Here is an 18874-nt window from a genome sequence, read left to right as displayed (position 1 = left end):
AGCCGACGGCAAATCATCCCTTGAGGGTGCGCTCGACGATGTCGCGAACGTCGGTCGAGAGCTCCGCGGTCCGTTCAATTTCCAACAGGGCGGCGCGGGCGTGATCCTGTCGAACTGGCTCCAGAGAGCGCCAGGAACGCATCGATGTCAGGATGCGGGCCGCCAACTGAGGGTTGCGCCGGTCGATGTCGAGGATCTCACGGGCTAGGAATGCGTAGCCTTCGCCGTCGGCCCGGCCAAAGCCCGTTGGATTGGCAAAGGCAAAGGTGCCGATCAACGAGCGGACGCGGTTGGGATTGGTCCTCTTGAACAGCGGGTTCTCCGTCAGCTTTTGCACTCGGTCGAGCGTGTCGGCACCCGGTATGGTGGCCTGGACGGAAAACCATTTGTCGACCACCAGTGCGTTCTCTGAAAAGCGATCCTTGAAGGCCGACAGCGCTTCGGCAGCTTCCGGGCTGTCCGTAAAGCGATGCGCAAGAAGCGTCAATGCATGCAACAGATCCGTCATGTTGTTAGCAGCATCGAAAGCAGTCTTCGCGCGTGCCGGTGAGCTTTCGGCATATGACAGGTAGGTCAGCGCGGCGTTGCGCAAAGCGCGGCGACCGGCACTGGTCGCGTCTGGGCCGAAGGCACCCGGCGTTGTCATGGAGTCATAGAGCGCGAGGAACGTATCACGTCCGGCGTCAGCGACTTGCTTCATCACCGCCTGGCGCCCGGCATGGATCGCATCCGGATCGTTGTTGCCTCCAAGCTCGCGGGCGATATCGGCTTCGCTCGGCAGGGCCAGGGCCTGGGCGCGGAAGGCCGGCTCAAGGCTTTCGTCGGCGGCTGCGGCGACGAGCGTGTCGATGAAGGTTGTTTCGGAACTGACTGACTTTCCTTCTCGGGCATCACGTGCGGCGTTGAGCAGGTTCGGAAGCGCAAGACCAGTCAGGGCCTGCCAGCGCGCGAAATGGTCCGTCTCGTAGCGGGCAAGCAGCGCCAAATCGGCAGGCGACTGATCGAAATGGAGATTGATAGGCGCCGAGAAGCTGCGATTGATCGAGACTACAGGCCGCGTCTTGATGTCGTGGAATACTGCCGTTTGCGTACGCTCTGTGAGATGCAGGACGCTGCCGGTATATTCCGCACCGTCGACGGAAGTCGGCGTGATCGCCGCTCCGTCCTCAGCGAAGAGCTGCAAGCTCAACGGGATGTGCATCGGCTTCTTGTCGGACTGACCGGGCGTCGCCGGGATCATCTGCTCCAGCGAAAGGCTGAAAGTCTTCGCGACCGCATCATAGGCGCCCGATACCGTGACGAGCGGCGTGCCGGCCTGATGGTACCAGAGCGAGAACTGCGTGAGGTCGCGCCCGCTGGCGTTCTCGAAGCATTTGACGAAGTCCTCAATCGTCACGGCTTGGCCGTCGTGCCGGTCGAAATAGAGGTCCATACCCTGCTTGAAGGTGTCCCTGCCCAGCAGCGTCGCGATCATGCGCGTGACTTCGCTGCCCTTCTCGTAAACAGTGGTAGTGTAGAAGTTGTTGATCTCGCGATACTTCGTGGGCCGCACCGGATGAGCGAGCGGACCCGCATCCTCCGGGAACTGCTCGGATTTCAGGTGGCGGACCTCCGCGATGCGCTTGACGGGGCGTGAGCGCTGGTCGGCCGAGAATTCGTGATCGCGATAGACGGTCAGTCCTTCCTTCAGGCACAGCTGGAACCAGTCACGGCAGGTGATGCGGTTGCCGGTCCAGTTGTGGAAATATTCGTGGGCGATGATCGCTTCGATGTTGGCATAGTCCCCGTCGGTGGCCGTTTCCGGATCGGCCAGGACGTACTTGTCGTTGAAGACGTTGAGACCTTTGTTCTCCATGGCGCCCATGTTGAAATCGGAGACGGCGACGATCATGAAGATGTCGAGATCATATTCGCGTCCGAAGACCTCCTCGTCCCACTTCATAGAGCGCTTCAATGCGTCCATTGCGTAGGCGGCGCGCGGCTCCTTGCCGTGCTCGACATAGATTTTCAGGGCTACATCGCGGCCGGACATCGTCGTGAATGTGTCTTCGATGACACCGAGATCGCCAGCGACCAGTGCGAATAGATAGCTTGGCTTGGGGTGCGGATCGAACCAGGCGGCAAAGTGCTTACCTTCGCCATAGCCGGCGCCACCGAGGAAATTGCCGTTCGACAGCAGCAGCGGATTGGCGGCCTTGTCGGCAATGATGTTGACGGTGAACGGCGCGAGCACGTCGGGGCGGTCGGGAAAATAGGTGATGCGCCGGAACCCTTCGGCTTCGCACTGGGTGCAATAGATACCGCCGGTGCGATAGAGACCCATCAGTTGGGTATTGGCCTCGGGGTTGATGATCGTGGTGATCGTCAGTTCGAAGGGCTCGGATGCCGGTAGGGCGCGGACGGTCAGACTTTCAGGCGTGACAGTGTATTGATCTGCCGGCATTTCCATCTGGTCGAACAGCAGCCCGGAGAGCGTCAACTCATCACCGTCGAGTACCAGCGGCGCCTTGGGATCGACGCCTTCTCGGCGATGGAAAATCAGTCGCGCCTCAACCTTGGTTTCAGTGGGATCGAGTTCGAAGGTAAGATCCACGCGTTCCAGAACGAAGTCGGTGGGCTGGTAGTCTGCCAGATTGATGACCTGGCCGGTATCTGTACGCATGGTGTTCCCTGAAGGCCTTGAGCGGGTGAGTGCTTCGTATGCAGAGTAAGTACTCCGCCACAAATTTTGACGGGCATGATTACATTAAAGTCTGAACCAAACTTAAAGCGAAATCGCGGCAAAGGAAGATTTGAAGGCCCTGGAACCGGCTATATTTGGGCGAATCGACAAACGGGATTTGAGGTCACTACGGGTGCGAGCGCGGCGTCGCAGGGCATTGGCTTCATGGGAGGTTCGCAAGTTTTCCAATTTTCTGTCTGTTCATTCAATGCGACGGCTGTCACAGTCTCGGTGCGTCGAGTCTGGCGCGTCCTCCTGCATCAAAATAGCAATCCAAGAGTTCAAGACATGCGATCGGCTATCGGAAACCCGATGAGGGGCATTGCGTTCAAGGTCGGTTCGGTCATCGTCTTCCTGGCAATGCAGACCTTCATCAAGCTTGCCGGCAGCGACATCCAACCGGGGCAGGTGACCTTCTGCCGTTCGTTTTTCGCGCTGTTTCCGATCATGGGATACCTCGCCTATCAAGGGCAGTTGCGGTCGGCGTTCTACACGGCCAATCCTATAGGACATTTGAAGCGGGGAACGCTCGGCATCATATCGATGGGGCTAGGGTTTTACGGGCTGTTGCACCTGCCACTGCCGGAAGCGATTGCACTCGGCTATGCAATGCCGCTGGTCGCGGTGATTTTTGCGGCGCTGTTTCTCGGGGAGACTGTCCGAATTTACCGCTGGAGCGCAGTGCTTTTCGGTATGGTAGGCGTGGCCATCATATCTTGGCCGAAGCTCACGCTCTTTCGCGAGGGGGGCATTCACGCCGAACAGGCGATCGGGGCGATCACCGTACTGCTGGCCTCGGTACTCGGCGGCATGGCGATGATTCAGGTGCGGCGATTGGTCGAGGAAGAAAAAACGGCAACAATCGTTCTCTATTTTTCGATCACGGCCACGGTATTCTCACTCGTAACGGTTCCGTTCGGCTGGCAGGTTCTTGATATGAGGCCGCAATTGTTTCTCGTTGCGGCCGGCTTTTGCGGTGGCATAGCGCAGATCCTGCTGACCGAGAGCTATCGGCATGCGGACGTCTCGACGGTTGCGCCATTTGAGTACACATCAATCGTCATCGGCGGCGTTGTTGCCTATTTTGTCTTTGGTGATGTGCCGAGTGGCGCCACGCTGCTTGGCACGGCGATTGTCGTCGCTGCGGGGATATTCATCATCTACCGCGAACACCAGCTCAATCTGGAGCGGCGGGCGGCGCGGCAAGCCGGTTCATGAGGACAGCTTCGTCTCAGCATTGCGGCCGCCGAGATGAGATTTTCTCGCCATGCGCGAGAAATTCAACGAAATAGTGAACGCTATTCGAACGCTTATCGTGCGTTATGAACTTGACGAAGCTTCATTTATTCGCGAATGCGCATGTTACGAATTGACCGTCCCGCCTTGTCCTGAGCAGTGACGACGTCGAATGAGCATGCGTCGGGAGAGAAATGCCTTTCAGTGCAGAAGACTTGGTCGCGAACCCGAAATTCATTGACGCCATCCGCTTTCACGCGGGGCGCATGCGCGGCATGTTCGACGCCGGTCCGCGAGTGGCGCGACTGCTCGCGTCCCAGCAGCGCTGGTTGCTGACGCAAACTGCTTACGCCCTTGCAATGGAGCGAGATCCTGCGGACTCGACGTCTGGCTTTACCGCTGTCCGGCTGACGCGCGAGATCACCTCCCGCAAGGTAGCGAGCCGTAACACCGTGTTGAGCTTCATCGACGAACTCTTCACGTACCGCTTCATCGCCTACGAGCCTGGTGCGGAGCGACGGCGGCCCCGCCAGTTCGAGCCGGCGGAAATCAGTCATCAGGCAATGTTTGGGTGGCTGCTATCGAACCTGGGGGGGCTTGATCTGCTCGATGGTGGGAGCCGGGTGGCGCATGTTGAAGCCCGTCCGGAATTGATTCGGATTCTTCAGCCGCGGATCGCGCGCAACTGCCTTCAGGATCCGCGATGGAGGGAGCCCGCGGAGCATGTGGCGCTTTTCCTGTGGAACGATGCTGGCGGGCTGATCGTCGACCACTTTGTTTCACGTATCGATCCGACGGGAGATGATACGGAGCGTTTGGTCATTGGTCATGTTGACAGCCGCGCCCTGGCAGCCGATTTCCTGATCTCGCGCACGCACCTGCAGCGACTTCTTGCCAAGGCAGCGCAGCAGGGATGCCTCGGATGGGAGGCTGGCGCCAAAAGGCCCGTGCTTTGGATCTCGCGCTCGTTCCTGGAGCAGTACAGCCAGTGGCAGGCCATCAAGTTCGCGTATGTCGATGAGGCGTTCCACTGGGCGACGCAGTAGACACAACAAGCCGCGACCTGCTGCGAAGGGCTAACGAAAAGCCTCGTCGTCAGACAGCAGTGCACGAGGCCAGCAGATGCCAGCCTCGACCTTAGTACTGCTGAAAATCCGCAAAGATCGCGGCGGGACGGGCGATGCGTCCGCTCGCACCAGTGCCGCGAGCAACCATTTGCTCGTTTGTGGCAAAGCCGATGCGGCTGTAGCTTTCCGTTGTGCGGCCCTGCTCGGTGGCAAGGCGAAGGGTTTCAAACCCACAGTGGATAGGACGAAAACGTGTAGTCATTGCCTTGGTTCCTGTTGATTCCTCCCAAGACACATTGAAATATTGCACTGCAGCATGAGCTTTTCAATGGATTAGAATGAACAACAGGTATGTGAAAATCGCATGGGTTGTTTCATAAAAGATTTAGATTTGCCTATTTTGAAAGCATATTAGAGTTCGGCAAGCTTGGCGTGAAAAGCTAAAAGATCGTTCCAGGCCAAACGCTTGTTGACTGGTGCCGTCAGTAGATCCTGCGGATGCAGCGTAGCAATCGCAGGGATAGTGCGGTTTTCGGCCGCGATCTCCCGCCATTGTCCGCGCAGCCCGTGAATCGTGTCACTCTCGCCGAAAAACACCCGCGCTGCAAAATTGCCAAGCACGAGAATTGCCTTCGGTGCGGCAAGCGCAATTTGGCGCTCGATGAACGGGCGGCAGATATCCATCTCAGCGGTGGACGCAATGCGATTGCCCGGGGGGCGCCAAGGAATAACCTGCGTCAGCAAGATGGCATCCCGCTGCAAGCCGATCGCCCCGAGCATTTTGTCCAGCAGTTGCCCCGGTCGGCCGGCGAAGGGTTGTCCTTCGCGGTCATCGTCGGCCCCAGGTGCCGAACCGATCACCATGATCCCACTTGTCGCGTCTCCGCTGGCGAAGATCGTCGAGCGGGCGCTGTGCTTGAGATTGCAACCGTTGAATGCCTCGATCGCCGTTTTCAGCTCCGGCAACGAGCGGGCGCTCTCAGCCGCAAAGCGTGCCTGCTGCACGGCCTCGCCGTCGGGAATCGAAGGTTGCGGCCGCGGCGCGGGGCGCTCCGGGGCAGGGGTGCTCTTCTGTGCCGTTTGAGCAGCTGCACGCGGGGAGGCCTCCCGTGATTCTGACTTCGGGGCGGCGGCCGCGTCCCGTCGTGCCGCCTTCATCGCATCGAACTCGGCAAAGCGATCGACAGGTTCCTCCTCAAGCAGCCATTCCACACCGGCTTCCGCATGGAAATGCAGGAGCGCTGCGAGTTCGCCTGGAGAGAGTTCGTTGACGGAGATCATGACCCGACCTTAGCGAAGCCAAGGTGTCAATGAAAGAGCACGCGGGCCGCAAGCCGAGCTATTGCACCGTCCATTGCATGATGTCGTCGCGTTCGCCGATCAGTGCCAGGCCGTGCGCGATGGACAGAAGCTCGCCGCCGGTCTCGATCCGGCCCTTGTCGAAGCGTTCGGTGAAGATGCGGCGCACGGCGGGCACAAACGACGTGCCGCCGGTTAGGAACACCTTGTCGATCATATCAGACGTCGTGTTTGTCTTTTCCAGGACGTCATCGAGCGCACCTTCGATCCTTGCGAGGTCATCCGCAATCCAGCTTTCGAAGTCAGCCCGTCGGATCGCCCGGTGACCACCGCGACCGAGAGGCGCAAAATCAAATGCGGCCTCGTCCGCGGCCGACAGCGCCATCTTCGTCGCCGATACGGCCTGATAGAGCGGATAACCCTCGTCGTGGTCGACTAAATCGATGAAGGTCTCGAGCTTTTCGGGCTCAAGGGCTGTGCGCACCAGCTTCTTCAGATCCTCGAATTCGCGTGATGTCTTGAAGATGGAGAGCTGGTTCCAGCGGCCGAAGCTTGAATAGTAGTTGGTTGGAACTTCAAGGATCTTGTCGAAGCTTTTGAAATGACTCCCCTTGCCGATCTGCGGGGCAACGATGTTGTCGATCATGCGGTAGTCGAAATGATCGCCGGCGATCCCGACACCCGAATGACCGATCGGGGTGGCGGTCAGCTTGCCGGCCACGGTTTCAAACCGGATAAGCGAATAGTCGGTCGTACCGCCGCCGAAGTCGGCAACGAGAACCGTGGCATCGGACTTGAGATTCTGCGCGAAGTAGAATGCGGCAGCGACGGGTTCATACACGTAGTGAACCTCCGGGAAGCCGAAGCGCGATAGCGCCTCGTTGTAGCGCTCGGTCGCCAGCGCAGGATCGGGATTCGCACCGGCGAAATGCACGGGACGACCGGTAACGATGCGTTTGACCTCGGACGGCCAGTTGTCGCCGGCATAGTTGCGCAAGCGCCTGATGAACACCTCCATCAGATCCTCGAAGCTGTGACGCTTCGCATAGATCAGAGTGCCCTGGAACAGTGCGCTTGCCGCAAAGGTCTTGATCGACTGGAGGAACCGACAGTCACCGGGATTGTCGATGAATTGCCGGATTGCCGCGTGGCCGGCCTCGACCTTCAGGGCGGACGCGCCGAGTTGCCGATCCTTCATGAAGGACAGGGCGGTGCGCATGCTGTCGGCACTACCGGCGGCACTGGTGAAGGCCATCGAATGTGTTGTCTGCCCGTCGGCCGTGGCCAATACCGTGTTCGTTGTGCCGAAGTCGAATCCCAGCGCTTGAGCCATGCTCGCACCTCATCTTGCCGATTGTGTTTTGAGATCGGAGGGCAGCCTCCGCAAAGGCGCGAGAATGGCGCGCCCGAATTCAAGGAGGCGCGTGATGACACAGGGGGCGTCGTTATTCAAGGCTTGAAACGAAAAATGCTGCGGGCGCCATTGGCGCCCGCATTTCTGTTACTCGGCGGCTAACGCCTGAGGTATCTCTTCCTCGTGCTCGGTCCTCTTCTTGCCTCCGAAGCTCAGCAGCCAATCGTTGAGCCTGCCCATTTCGACGAAGATGACGGGGGTGATGAACAGCGTCAGTGCTTGCGACACTATAAGACCGCCGACGACGGCAATGCCGAGCGGCTGACGCAGTTCAGAGCTTGCGCCGGTCCCCAGCGCGATCGGAAGCGCGCCGAGGAGGGCGCAGAAGGTCGTCATCATGATCGGCCGGAAACGTCTTACGCAGGCTTCGTGGATCGCCTCCGATGGCGACATGCCGTTACCGGAACGCAGGTTCTCAAGCGCCACGTCGATCATCATGATCGCGTTCTTCTTGACGATGCCGATCAGCATTAAGAGGCCGATGAGCGCGATGATCGAAAGATCGAAGCCCATCACCTTCAGCGCCAGCAACGCGCCGAGTGCCGCAGCCGGTAGGCCGGAAAGGATCGTCAACGGGTGGATGAAACTCTCGTAGAGGACACCCAACACAACGTAGATCGTCAGTACCGCCGCCAAGATCAGCAGCGGGGTGTTGCCCTGGGACTGCTGGAATATCTGCGCGGTGCCGCCATAGGACGTGAAGACGTCTGCTGGCATGTTGATATCCTTCTTGATCTGGTCGATCGCAGCTGTGGCGTCGCCGAGCGCTTCGCCCGCCGGCAGGTTGAAGGAGATGGTCGTCGAGACCAGTTGACCGGTCTGGTTGATCGTCACCGGCCCCGTCGTGCGCTGCACCTTCGCGAAGTTCGACAGGGGAACCAGAGCGCCGCTGTCGGAAGCGACGCGGATTTCCTGAAGCTTCTGATCGTCCCACGGCTTACTCGTGTCGTATTCCACGATCACGTCATAACTGTCGCCGGTCGATTGGATCTGGGCGGCGGTGTATCCGCCAAACGATTCCTGCAGGGTCGTCCGCAATTGCCCATCGGTAATGCCGAAGGCCGCCGCCTTCTCCGTATCGACAACGATATTGGCTTGCAGTGCGTTGTTCTGCGCGTCCGAAGCGACGTCAGTGAAACGCGGATCGGCATGCATCGCCTGCTGGATCTTGTTCGCCCAAACATTTGTCTGATCAGCGCTGAGCGCCTGAACGACCAGCTGATATTGGCTCGCGGTCTGGCGACCGCCGAAGCGGAGGCTCTGCTGCGGCGTTATATACGCCTGAAGGCCGGGGATCTTCCCGATGCTCGCCCTCAATTCCCGCAGTGTCTGGTCAAGCGGCGGACGCTGATCCTTGTCCTTGAGCTCGACGTACATGGTGCCGTTGTTGAGTGGACTGCGCGCATTGCCGCCGACGATCGACATGACATGGTTGACGGCAGGGTTTTGTTTCACAAGTTCCGCCGCCTGGTTCTGCAGTGCCTGCATCGCGGGATAGGAGATATCCTGACGAGCGCGCGTCGAGATGTTCAGGCGACCGATGTCTTCGGTAGGGAAGAAGCTCGATGGCAGCGTCATGAAGAGATAGACGGTCAGGCCGATCGACGCCACGAACAGGGTGAGGATGGCGGGACGATGCTTCAGGCACCAACCGACCGCTCGCTCGTAGCCTCTGAGGGTTCGTTCAAAGCCGGCATCGAACCAGCGGATGAAGAAGGGCGGCCGATCGTGGCCGCTGCCTAGCCGCGACGCCAGCATCGGTGTCACCGTGAGCGAAACGATTGCAGAGGCAACAATCGCGATTGCAACGACCATACCGAACTCATTGAAGATACGGCCGACGACGCCGCCCATCAACAGGATCGGGATAAAGACGGCTATCAGGGACACCGACATCGAAATGATGGTGTAGCTGACTTCGCCGGCACCTTTGATCGCCGCGTCGAGAACCGGCATGCCTTCCTCGACATGCCGGAGGATATTTTCCAACATGACGATTGCGTCATCGACGACGAGGCCGACCGCAAGCGTCAATCCGAGCAGCGAAATGTTGTCGATGCTGTATCCGAGCACGTACATCATGCCGAAGGTGGAAATCAGCGACAGCGGCACGGCGAGCCCGGGAATGATCGTCGCCGTCAGATGGCCTGTGAAGAGGTAGATGACCAGGACGACGAGGCCGATCGTCAGCATCAGCGTGAACTTCACGTCGCTGATCGCATCTTTGATCGGCTGGGCGGAGTCGTTCATGACCTTTGTTGAAACAGAGGCGGGAATCTCTGCGTGCAGACCCGGCAGCTTCGCTCGGATTGCGTCAACGACCTCCACGGTATTGGCATCGGGCTGGCGTTGAATGGCGAGGATGATGCTGCGGTTGCCGTCATACCAGCTGCCGGTATTTTGGTTCTCGACGCTGTCTTGTACGTCGGCGACATCGCCGAGGTGGATCGGCGCGCCGTTCGGGTTGGCAATGACGAGTGTCCTGAATTCATCGGCATTGGTCCGCTGAGTATTCGCATTGATCGTCATGCTCTGTGTATCGTTTTGCAGAGAGCCGACAGGAACCTGACTGTTGGCCGCGACCAGCGCCTTGTTGACGGTATCGATACCGATGCCGCGGTTGAGAAGCTTGTTGGGATCGACTTCAACTCGCACCGCGTAGGTTTGCGCGCCGAAAACCGAAACCTCAGCGACGCCGGGAAGCGTCGAAAGGGACGGGGAGATGATGTCCTCGGCGATCTCGTCGAGCTTGCTACGGGGCATGGTGTCGCTCTGCACCGCAAGCAACATGACCGGCGCGTCGGCGGGGTTCGTTTTCCGATAGCTCGGCGGAGTCGTCATGTTATCCGGTAGTTGGCGGGTCGCGTGCGAGATTGCCGCTTGAACGTCTGCCGCCGCGGCATCGATGTTGCGGTTGAGGTCGAACTGCAGAACGATGCTGGTGTTGCCGAGCGAGTTGGTGGCACTGATTTCGCTGATGCCGGGAATGGTCTGGAACTGCTTGATCAGCGGCGTGGCGACCGACGTTGCCATCGTCTGCGGCGAAGCGCCGGTCAGCGCCGCCGACACATTGATCGTCGGGAAATCGACCTGCGGCAGTGCTGCCACCGGCACGAGCTGATAGCCGGCAAGGCCGGCAAGCACGACGCCGATGGCAATCAGCGTCGTTGCGACAGGACGTCGGATACAGAAATTCGGTATCATTCTTCCGTGCCCGCTGTAATGATTTCGGTCTTGCCTGCGGCTTGATCAGCCGAAGCAACGTTCAATGCCTTGTCGTCGAATTGTTCCTTGACCGGCTGCTGATCGACGAGCTGCGCCTGTCCTTCGATGATGACGTGGTCGCCTTCCGAGAGGCCATCCGAGATTGCCGTGAAGCCGCCGTTTGCTCGCGCCACGGTAACAGGCGTCACGCGTGCCTTCCCATCGCGGGCGACAATTGCGAAGAAGCCGTCAGCACCGGGGCTCACCGCAACGGTCGGGACTACGACCTGCTGTTCGTTGTTGTTGAAGTGGACCACAATGTTGACTGACTGTCCGGGCCACAGCGCACCGGAAGCATTCTCGAACTTTGCCTTGGCAAGGATAGTGCCAGATGCCGGATCCACGGTGTTGTCGTAGAAGCTGATATGGCCCTGGCGCGGTTTTGCCTTGTCGGACTGGGGAACTGTGCTGACGTCCACTGGCCCTGCGGCGAGGGCAAGCTTCAGTTGCCGGAGGTCGCGCTCCTGCAGGTGGAACTTCACATAGATCGGATCATATTTTGCGATTGTTACGATCGCCGAGCCGGCGTTCACGAAGGCGCCAGGGCTTACCGAGATATCGCCGAGGCGCCCGTCGAACGGAGCGCGGATATCCGTATGCTCCAGCATTACCTGATCGGCGGCCAGTCCTGCTTTGTCGGCCTCGACGGTAGCCGCTGCCGTGTCGCGTGCCGCCTTTGCCTGATCATAGCTCTGCTGCGTGCCGGCCTTTGACGTCAGCAAGTCGTTGGCGCGTGCCAGCGCGGTTTCAGATTCCGCCAGGGTTGCCTGGTCACGGACGACCATGGCGCTGTCCTTGTCGACCGTTGCCTGGGCGGTGCGGGCATCAAGCTCGACGATCAGATCTCCCTGTTTGACGGTGGCTCCATCCGACGCGAGGATCTTTGTAACGATGCCCTGTTCCTGGGCGGCGATCGTCGTGTTGTCATCCGCGTCGGCCCAGCCAGAAGCCGTTACGTCCCGGGGCAGGGTAGTCTTCACCGCTGCGACCGTCTTGACCAATGTTGGTCCGCCGTTGCGATTGCGGCCTTTGCCGCCGTTCTTCTGATCACCGGACTTCTGCGATGCATCGCCTGTCGTTTGGCGACCACCATCGGCGGTATCGGCCTGTTGTGACTTGGGTAAAAATTGCGAAAGATAAGGGATGCGCTCCCTGTATTGCCATGCGCCGACGCTGGCAGCAGCGAGGATGCAGACCGTGACAAATAGTTTCTTCATAAGCGAGACCGGGTTGGGGCAAATTGCGCGGAAATCGAGGCTCTATTGAACCACGCTTATTACGGCGCAAAAAAGACACAATTGCCGAACCGACCATCACTAAGTGGTTATAATGGCTTAAATTTTTGTAATGAAAGAATGTGCTGAATGACATTTATTGAGCATCGGCGATGTGCTGCTGCCCGCACTTTTGCAATTTCCTCTTTTCGATCAGACGGATCGCGCCGCCCCACCATCGCAGCGCACAAGACTGCCGGTGATGTAACTCGCCTGCTGGCTGCAGAGGAAAGCGGCGGTTGCCGCAAACTCTTCGACCGTTCCGTAGCGGCCGACGGGAATCGCAGCTTGCTTTACGGCGCGGATTTCTTCGAGGCTTTTGCCGGTCCGTTTGGCGGCGGCTCCATCGAGGTCATCGGTCCGGCTAGTCAGAATGCTCCCGGGAAGTAGGAGATTCGATGTGATTCCAAAGCGCGCGACCTCTGTTGCCAGCGTTTTGCTCCAGCCGGCGAGGGCGGGGCGTAGGGTGTTTGAAAGGGCCAGATTGCCAATGGGCTCAATGACACCCGATGATGCGACGGTAAGGATACGTCCCCAGCCCTGTTCCTTCATGGATGGCAAAAGCACATTGGTGAGGGTAACGACCCGCAGAACCATCGAAAAGAAATAGGTTTCCAGCTTCTCGGACGTCATCTCCTGCGTCGTCCCCGGAGTTGGGCCGCCGGTGTTGTTGACTAGAATATCGACCCCGCCAAGCTTGGCTTGTACCGCGGCGGTCACTGTTTCCACGAAATTCTCATCGGAAAGGTCAGCCCAGATCCAATCGGCCTTGCCGTTTCCTTCAGCATTGATGGCGCGGCAGTTCGCCTCCAGCGTCTCGCCGCTGCGGCCACACAGGAGAACGTGTGCCCCCTCACGCGCCAAAGCCACGGCGATGCCATGACCCAATCCGCGCGACGACGCCAGCACCAGCGCGCGTCTACCCTTGATGCCGAGATCCATGCCAAATTCCTCCAATCGTTCCTCTCTCTATACGGCGCTGCGACTGGAGACGAAAGCGGTGTCCGTCTTTTGTTTATCATTTGACGTTTACGTAAACGGCATATAATTATTTGGTCCTAGAAATGCTGTTGCGCGAATTGGGGGATTCGCTGTCGTTTCCCGGCTCGACAATACGCCCCTGTTTTGACAAGAGATAACCCCATCACGGGGAATATGGTCGCAATGTCGGCCAAGCGGAGATGGATGCATGACCGATACGACTGAGCTGCCCGAACGCGAAAGCATGGAATTCGACGTGGTGATCGTCGGTGGTGGTCCTGCGGGGTTGTCGGCTGCGATCCGTCTGAAGCAGGTCAATCCGGAGCTGTCGGTCGTGGTGCTCGAAAAGGGTGCCGAGGTCGGCGCGCACATTCTGTCGGGTGCCGTGGTCGATCCTATCGGCATCGATCGTCTGCTGCCCGGCTGGCGCAACGAAGCCGGCCATCCGTTCAAGACCGAGGTGACAGACGACCACTTCCTAGTGCTCGGTCCGGCCGGCTCTGTGCGTCTGCCGAACATCCTGATGCCGCCGCTGATGAGCAACCATGGGAACTATATCGTCTCGCTTGGCAACGTCTGTCGCTGGCTCGCCACCAAGGCCGAAGAACTCGGCGTCGAAATCTATCCGGGCTTCGCCGCAACCGAAGTCCTCTACAATGACGAAGGTGCGGTGATCGGCGTCGCCACCGGCGACATGGGCGTCGAGAAGAACGGCGAGCCCGGCCCGAACTATACCCGCGGCATGGCACTGCTCGGCAAGTACGTGCTGATCGGGGAAGGCGTGCGCGGTTCGCTCGCCAAGCAGCTAATCGCCAAGTTCGATCTGTCGAGGGATCGTGAGCCGCAGAAGTTCGGCATCGGCATCAAGGAACTCTGGCAGGTGAAGCCTGAGCACCACAAGCAGGGTCTCGTGCAGCACTCCTTCGGTTGGCCGCTCGGCATGAAGACCGGTGGTGGCTCCTTCCTTTATCATCTGGAAGACAATCTCGTTGCCGTCGGTTTCGTCGTCCATCTGAACTACAAGAACCCCTACCTCTATCCCTTCGAGGAGTTCCAGCGCTTCAAGACGCATCCTGCCATTCGCACCACTTTCGAGGGCGGCAAGCGGCTTTCCTACGGCGCGCGTGCCATCACCGAAGGCGGCTATCAGTCGGTACCGAAGCTCAGCTTCCCTGGCGGAGCGCTGATCGGCTGTTCGGCCGGTTTCGTCAACGTGCCGCGCATCAAGGGCAGCCACAACGCAGTGCTGTCGGGCATGATGGCGGCGGACCGGATCGCGGCCGCGATCGCCGCTGGTCGCGCCAATGATGAAGTGGTCGAGATCGAGAACGACTGGCGTTCAAGCGACATCGGCAAGGACCTGAAGAAGGTGCGTAACGTCAAGCCGCTGTGGTCGAAGTTCGGCACGGCGGTCGGCGTCGCCCTCGGCGGGCTCGACATGTGGACAAACCAGCTCTTCGGTTTGTCGATCTTCGGCACGCTGAAGCACGGAAAGACCGACGCGGCCTCGCTGGAGCCGGCCTCGCAGCACAAGCCGATCGCTTACCCGAAACCCGATGGTGTCCTCACCTTCGATCGTCTCTCCTCGGTGTTCCTGTCGAACACCAATCATGAGGAAGATCAGCCGGTGCATCTGCAGGTAAAGGACATGGCGCTGCAGGTCTCGTCCGAGCACGACATCTATGCCGGTCCCTCGACCCGCTACTGTCCGGCCGGTGTTTACGAGTGGGTGGAGAAGGACGGTAAGGAAACCTTTGTCATCAACGCCCAGAACTGCGTCCACTGCAAAACCTGCGACATCAAGGATCCCAACCAGAACATCAACTGGGTGCCGCCGCAGGGCGGCGAGGGCCCTGTTTACCCGAACATGTGAGAGGCCGGCATGAGCAACGCCTGCATCATACGGCAGGCGCGTCTCGATGAAGTGCCGCGCCTGACGGAGGTCGAAATCGACGCCTTCGCAACGCTGGCGGAGGCGCTTGGCGTGGTCGGGGAAGCGCACACGCTACCGCCGGATGTGCTGCAAGGGTCGCTCGATGCGGGCCTGCTGCTCGTTGCTGTCGATGATGGTGATCGTCCTGTCGGTTTTCTAGCGGCGGAGGAGATCGAAGGTACGCTCTATGTCATCGAACTGGACGTCTGCCGGGAATGGCAGCGTAAGGGAATTGGGCGGCGCTTGATGGGGGCTGCGGTCGAGATCGCCGAGGCGCGCCGGCTGCCGGCTCTCACGCTGACAACGGATCGCTACGTTCCCTTCAATGCTCCCTTCTACGCTTCCCTCGGCTTTACGTTGCCGAAGGTGGAGGCCGTGCCGCAGTTCCTGCAGAAAAAGCTGGATCACGAACTCGCTGTCGGGATGGATCCGGAACGGCGGGTTGCCATGGTTCTTGCGCTTTGAAGCGGCAATCACCAGCGCAAAGAGGCAATGCATTGCCAAAAATGGAGACAGGTCGGCGGAGTGACCGCCGACCCGTGGGCCGAGCTATGGGCGCGAAGCGATGCCGGTCGAGAGTGCCACGCCGAGGCCTGTGATAACGGCAGCTGCAATCTCTGCGATACCGATCTCCTCCCCAAGCAGCATGCCGCCGCCGATCGTTGCGAGCACCGGTGTGATCGCCGTAAAGGCGGCAGCCTGTGTGCCGCCCAGTGCATGAACAGCAAGCCCATAGGCGACAGTCGCAACAAGGCCGGACAGGATGCCTTGGCTCAGGATCTGCAGGCCGACTTCGGTTAACGGAGCGCTGGCGATCGAGGTGCCGAACATGACCGCGAGGCCGACATGGATCAGGAAGGACCAGATGGCGATGAGCGCACTGGCCTGCAGAGCCGTCAGACCGGAGCGGCGGAAGGCATGAGTGTAGCTTGCCCAAAGAATTGCTCCCATCGGCAAGAGGACAAAGCTGCTCCAGGGCAGAGCCGCACCGGCGAGGCTGCAGACCAGCAAGATGGCCACGCCCGCAACGATTGCGACAAGACCGAGTGCACGCATGGGGTCCGGCCGTTCCCGGAAGACAAGGACGCCAATGAGCGCGGTGGCGAGCGGCATCGAGCCGCCGAGCAGGATACCGGCAGCCGAAGCCGGCGTGGAGTGAATGGCGGACGTGGTCAGCTGGAAGAACGCCGCGCCCGCGCCGGCGACCATCGTGACGAGCAGCCCGACCGGCACGCCCTTCGGCAGCAATCCCGTCTTCAACCAGACAGGCGCGAGTACCAATGCCGGAATGCCGTAGCGGATTAGACCAATATCGATCGTGGTAAGTTGCGTTGCTGCGCTGTGGCGGGTTGCGAGGATCCATGCAGCCCAGATCAGAACCGTGACGACGGCACCGGCATATCCGACCGTCGTCGAGGTGGCCTTTTCGTTGTTGGCAAAGGTTACGGCACTCATCGATGTCTCCCCTCATGATCGTCCGGAGGTGGCCCGGTTGAGAGAAGATTAGGCGGAAATGGTCAGGCATGTCCTTGCTATCTCTGCCCTCAGAAGGTTAGCGTGAGCAACTATCTGCCAAAATTCCATAAGGATTTTATCGAGTATGCCAAATCTGGATAAATTCGATCTGGCGATCCTCAAGTGCCTGCAGGAGGATGCGCGAGCGACCAACGTGGATATTGCCGAAAAGGTCAATCTCTCGCCGTCGCCTTGCCTGCGTCGCATCCGCAACCTCGAAAAGACGGGCGTCATTCGCGGCTACCGCGCCGACATCGATCGCAAGGAAGTCGGCCTCGGCCTGACGGTTTTCGTCGAACTCAAGGTCGCCCATCACAGCCGCGAGAACGCGCAGGCGCAGGAGGCAGCGTTGCTCGCCATCCCGGAAGTGGTTTCCTGCTTTCTGATCTCTGGAACGGCAGATTTCCTGGCGGAGGTCGTGGTCGAGGATCTGGCGGCCTACGAGCGGCTGCTGACCGACACGCTGCTGACCTTGCCGAATGTCAGCGACATCCGCTCGAACTTCGCCATTCGAAGCATGAAAACCCACGGAGCGCTAAAGTTGCCGGAGCCGAAATAAAAACGGGGCCGATCAGGCCCCGCTTCATTCTTACAGCAGCGTCCCGCTGAGGATCAGCAGCGCGACCGAGAAATAGATCACCAGCCCGCTCACATCGACGAGCGTCGCGACGAACGGAGCCGAAGCGCTTGCCGGATCAAGCCGCAGTCTCTGCAGCACGAAGGGCAGCATCGAGCCAGCCAGCGAACCAAAAGTGACGATGCCGATCAATGCAGCGAAGATCGTTACACCGACAAGGACCCAATGCTCGCCGTAGTCATAGAGTCCGATATTCTGCCAGAGCAGAATGCGGACGAAGCCGACGAGGCCAAGGATCGCCCCGAGCACGATGCCGGTCGGCAGTTCGCGCAGCAGCACACGCCACCAGTCGGAGAGCTTGAGCTCCCCGAGCGCCAGCGCCCGGATGATCAGCGACGTTGCCTGCGACCCGCTATTGCCGCCCGAGCTCATGATCAGCGGCACGAACAGGGTCAGCACGATTGCCTTCTCCAGTTCGCCTTCGAAGTGCTGCATGGCGCTTGCCGTCAGCATTTCGCCGAGAAACAAGGCGCAGAGCCAGCCAGCACGCTTGCGGATCATCCCGGCGAAGCCGATCTTCATGTACGGCTTGCCAAGCGCTTCCATGCCGCCGAACTTCTGGGCATCTTCTGTCTGGTCGGCGATCATCGTGTCGATCACGTCGTCGACCGTGACGATGCCGAGCATGTGGCCGTCATCGCTTACGACGGGCAGGGCGAGCAGATTATGCTTGCGGATCAGCCGGGCGACATCTTCCTGCGTCATCAGCGGATCGGCACGCACAACCCCTTCCTTCTGCGCAACAGTCAGCACGGATTCACCGGGATCGCCGGTGATGAGGCGGCGGAGCGTGACGACGCTGGTCAGCACGCGGCTGACGGCATCGAGCACATAGATGGCATAGACCGTCTCGCGCGACCGCTCGACCTTGCGCACATGTTCCAGCGTCTGCTCGACCGTCCAGGTGTCCGGCACGCTGACGAACTCCGTCGTCATGATGCTGCCAGCCGTGCGGGGCGGGTAGGCCATCAGGTGCTGGACGGCGAGACAGGTCGTGCGGTCGAGCCGCAAAAAGAGATGGGCCCGAGCTTCCTCGTTCATTTCCTGAAAGAGGTCGGCAACACGGTCGTTCGCAAGAGCGTTCAGCAGCCGTGAGGCGTGCTCGACCGGCATGTCGGCAAGGATTGCTGCTGCGTGATGCAACTCGGGTCGGCCCAGGATACGCACGGCCTTTTGCTGCGGCAGCGTAACCAGGATTGCTGCGGCTTCGGATATTTCAAGTGTGTTCAGCTGCTCGACACGCTCCGCCGTGGTGATCGGTCCGAGGTGGTCGCTGCTGAAGAAACGAGCGGCATGGCCCGCCCGCAGTGGGAAGCGATTGATGTTCATAAGCTCGCCTTTCCGTCGATCCGCCGTAGCGTCCAACGGGCGAGCCCGACAGAGTCAGGTCAGCGCACGAGGGCCGCGTACGGCAAAGGCAATCGACTGCTACTGTCGCTTGGCATCGTGATGATGGCTCCGTTGATATCCGCGGAAAACGGACGTAATCCGCGTAAGGCTGTAGGTGGTCTCAATCGACAAAAAAGTCAAGC

Annotated in this window: 14 protein-coding genes; 5 read left to right on the top strand and 9 right to left on the bottom strand. The window is 59.8% G+C overall.

From position 1 onward, the window contains the following. Positions 1-13: 13 nt before the first annotated feature. Positions 14-2662, bottom strand: coding sequence for an aminopeptidase N (gene pepN / locus FHT77_RS01155; protein ID WP_183751770.1), 2649 nt, complete (start codon positions 2660-2662; stop codon positions 14-16). A 348-nt stretch (positions 2663-3010) separates the two neighbouring features. Between pepN and FHT77_RS01150 the strand changes: the two genes are divergently transcribed. Together FHT77_RS01150 and FHT77_RS01145 are read left to right on the top strand one after the other, a co-directional pair. Continuing rightward, complete coding sequence (locus FHT77_RS01150) at positions 3011-3940, top strand: DMT family transporter (protein WP_183751768.1); 930 nt, start codon at positions 3011-3013, stop codon at positions 3938-3940. A 212-nt stretch (positions 3941-4152) separates the two neighbouring features. After that, the gene (locus FHT77_RS01145) at positions 4153-5004 is read left to right on the top strand and encodes a hypothetical protein (protein ID WP_183751766.1); all 852 of its coding nucleotides are present in this window, start codon (positions 4153-4155) and stop codon (positions 5002-5004) included. Positions 5005-5095: 91 nt separating this feature from the next. Here FHT77_RS01145 and FHT77_RS01140 read toward each other — a convergent pair whose 3' ends face one another. From FHT77_RS01140 to FHT77_RS01115, 6 genes are all read right to left on the bottom strand, one after another. Further along, positions 5096-5287, bottom strand: coding sequence for a hypothetical protein (locus tag FHT77_RS01140; protein WP_183751764.1), 192 nt, complete (start codon positions 5285-5287; stop codon positions 5096-5098). Positions 5288-5436: 149 nt separating this feature from the next. Beyond that, positions 5437-6306, bottom strand: coding sequence for a uracil-DNA glycosylase family protein (locus tag FHT77_RS01135; RefSeq protein ID WP_183751762.1), 870 nt, complete (start codon positions 6304-6306; stop codon positions 5437-5439). A gap of 58 nt (positions 6307-6364) precedes the next feature. Next, entirely contained in the window at positions 6365-7657 is a 1293-nt protein-coding gene (locus FHT77_RS01130; protein WP_183751760.1) for an Hsp70 family protein, read from the bottom strand. Between the two features lie 168 nt (positions 7658-7825). Further along, on the bottom strand, positions 7826-10942 hold the full coding sequence (locus FHT77_RS01125) for an efflux RND transporter permease subunit (RefSeq protein ID WP_183751758.1): 3117 nt from the start codon (positions 10940-10942) through the stop codon (positions 7826-7828). Then, positions 10939-12219: an efflux RND transporter periplasmic adaptor subunit gene (locus tag FHT77_RS01120; protein ID WP_183751756.1), complete on the bottom strand. Its 1281-nt coding sequence runs from the start codon at positions 12217-12219 to the stop codon at positions 10939-10941. The genes FHT77_RS01125 and FHT77_RS01120 overlap by 4 nt, the downstream gene beginning before the upstream one ends. A gap of 210 nt (positions 12220-12429) precedes the next feature. Then, on the bottom strand, positions 12430-13218 hold the full coding sequence (locus FHT77_RS01115) for an SDR family oxidoreductase (protein ID WP_183751754.1): 789 nt from the start codon (positions 13216-13218) through the stop codon (positions 12430-12432). A gap of 247 nt (positions 13219-13465) precedes the next feature. Between FHT77_RS01115 and FHT77_RS01110 the strand changes: the two genes are divergently transcribed. Continuing rightward, entirely contained in the window at positions 13466-15130 is a 1665-nt protein-coding gene (locus tag FHT77_RS01110) for an electron transfer flavoprotein-ubiquinone oxidoreductase (RefSeq protein ID WP_183751752.1), read from the top strand. Positions 15131-15139: 9 nt separating this feature from the next. After that, positions 15140-15655, top strand: coding sequence for a GNAT family N-acetyltransferase (locus FHT77_RS01105; RefSeq protein WP_183751750.1), 516 nt, complete (start codon positions 15140-15142; stop codon positions 15653-15655). 84 nt (positions 15656-15739) lie between these two features. Here FHT77_RS01105 and FHT77_RS01100 read toward each other — a convergent pair whose 3' ends face one another. Further along, positions 15740-16645 carry a DMT family transporter gene (locus FHT77_RS01100; protein ID WP_183751748.1) on the bottom strand — a complete coding sequence of 302 codons (906 nt, stop codon included), beginning with the start codon at positions 16643-16645 and terminating at the stop codon, positions 15740-15742. A 145-nt stretch (positions 16646-16790) separates the two neighbouring features. On the opposite strand from FHT77_RS01100, the gene FHT77_RS01095 reads away from it, so the two are divergent. Beyond that, the gene (locus tag FHT77_RS01095) at positions 16791-17264 is read left to right on the top strand and encodes an Lrp/AsnC family transcriptional regulator (protein ID WP_183751746.1); all 474 of its coding nucleotides are present in this window, start codon (positions 16791-16793) and stop codon (positions 17262-17264) included. A gap of 30 nt (positions 17265-17294) precedes the next feature. Here the strand turns inward: FHT77_RS01095 and mgtE are convergent, their stop codons facing one another. Further along, entirely contained in the window at positions 17295-18671 is a 1377-nt protein-coding gene (mgtE, locus tag FHT77_RS01090) for a magnesium transporter (RefSeq protein WP_183751744.1), read from the bottom strand. Positions 18672-18874 lie beyond the last annotated feature (203 nt).

This window comes from Rhizobium sp. BK181, from assembly GCF_014193305.1.
Classification (GTDB): domain Bacteria; phylum Pseudomonadota; class Alphaproteobacteria; order Rhizobiales; family Rhizobiaceae; genus Rhizobium.
This window is presented reverse-complemented; position numbering and strand designations above follow the sequence as displayed.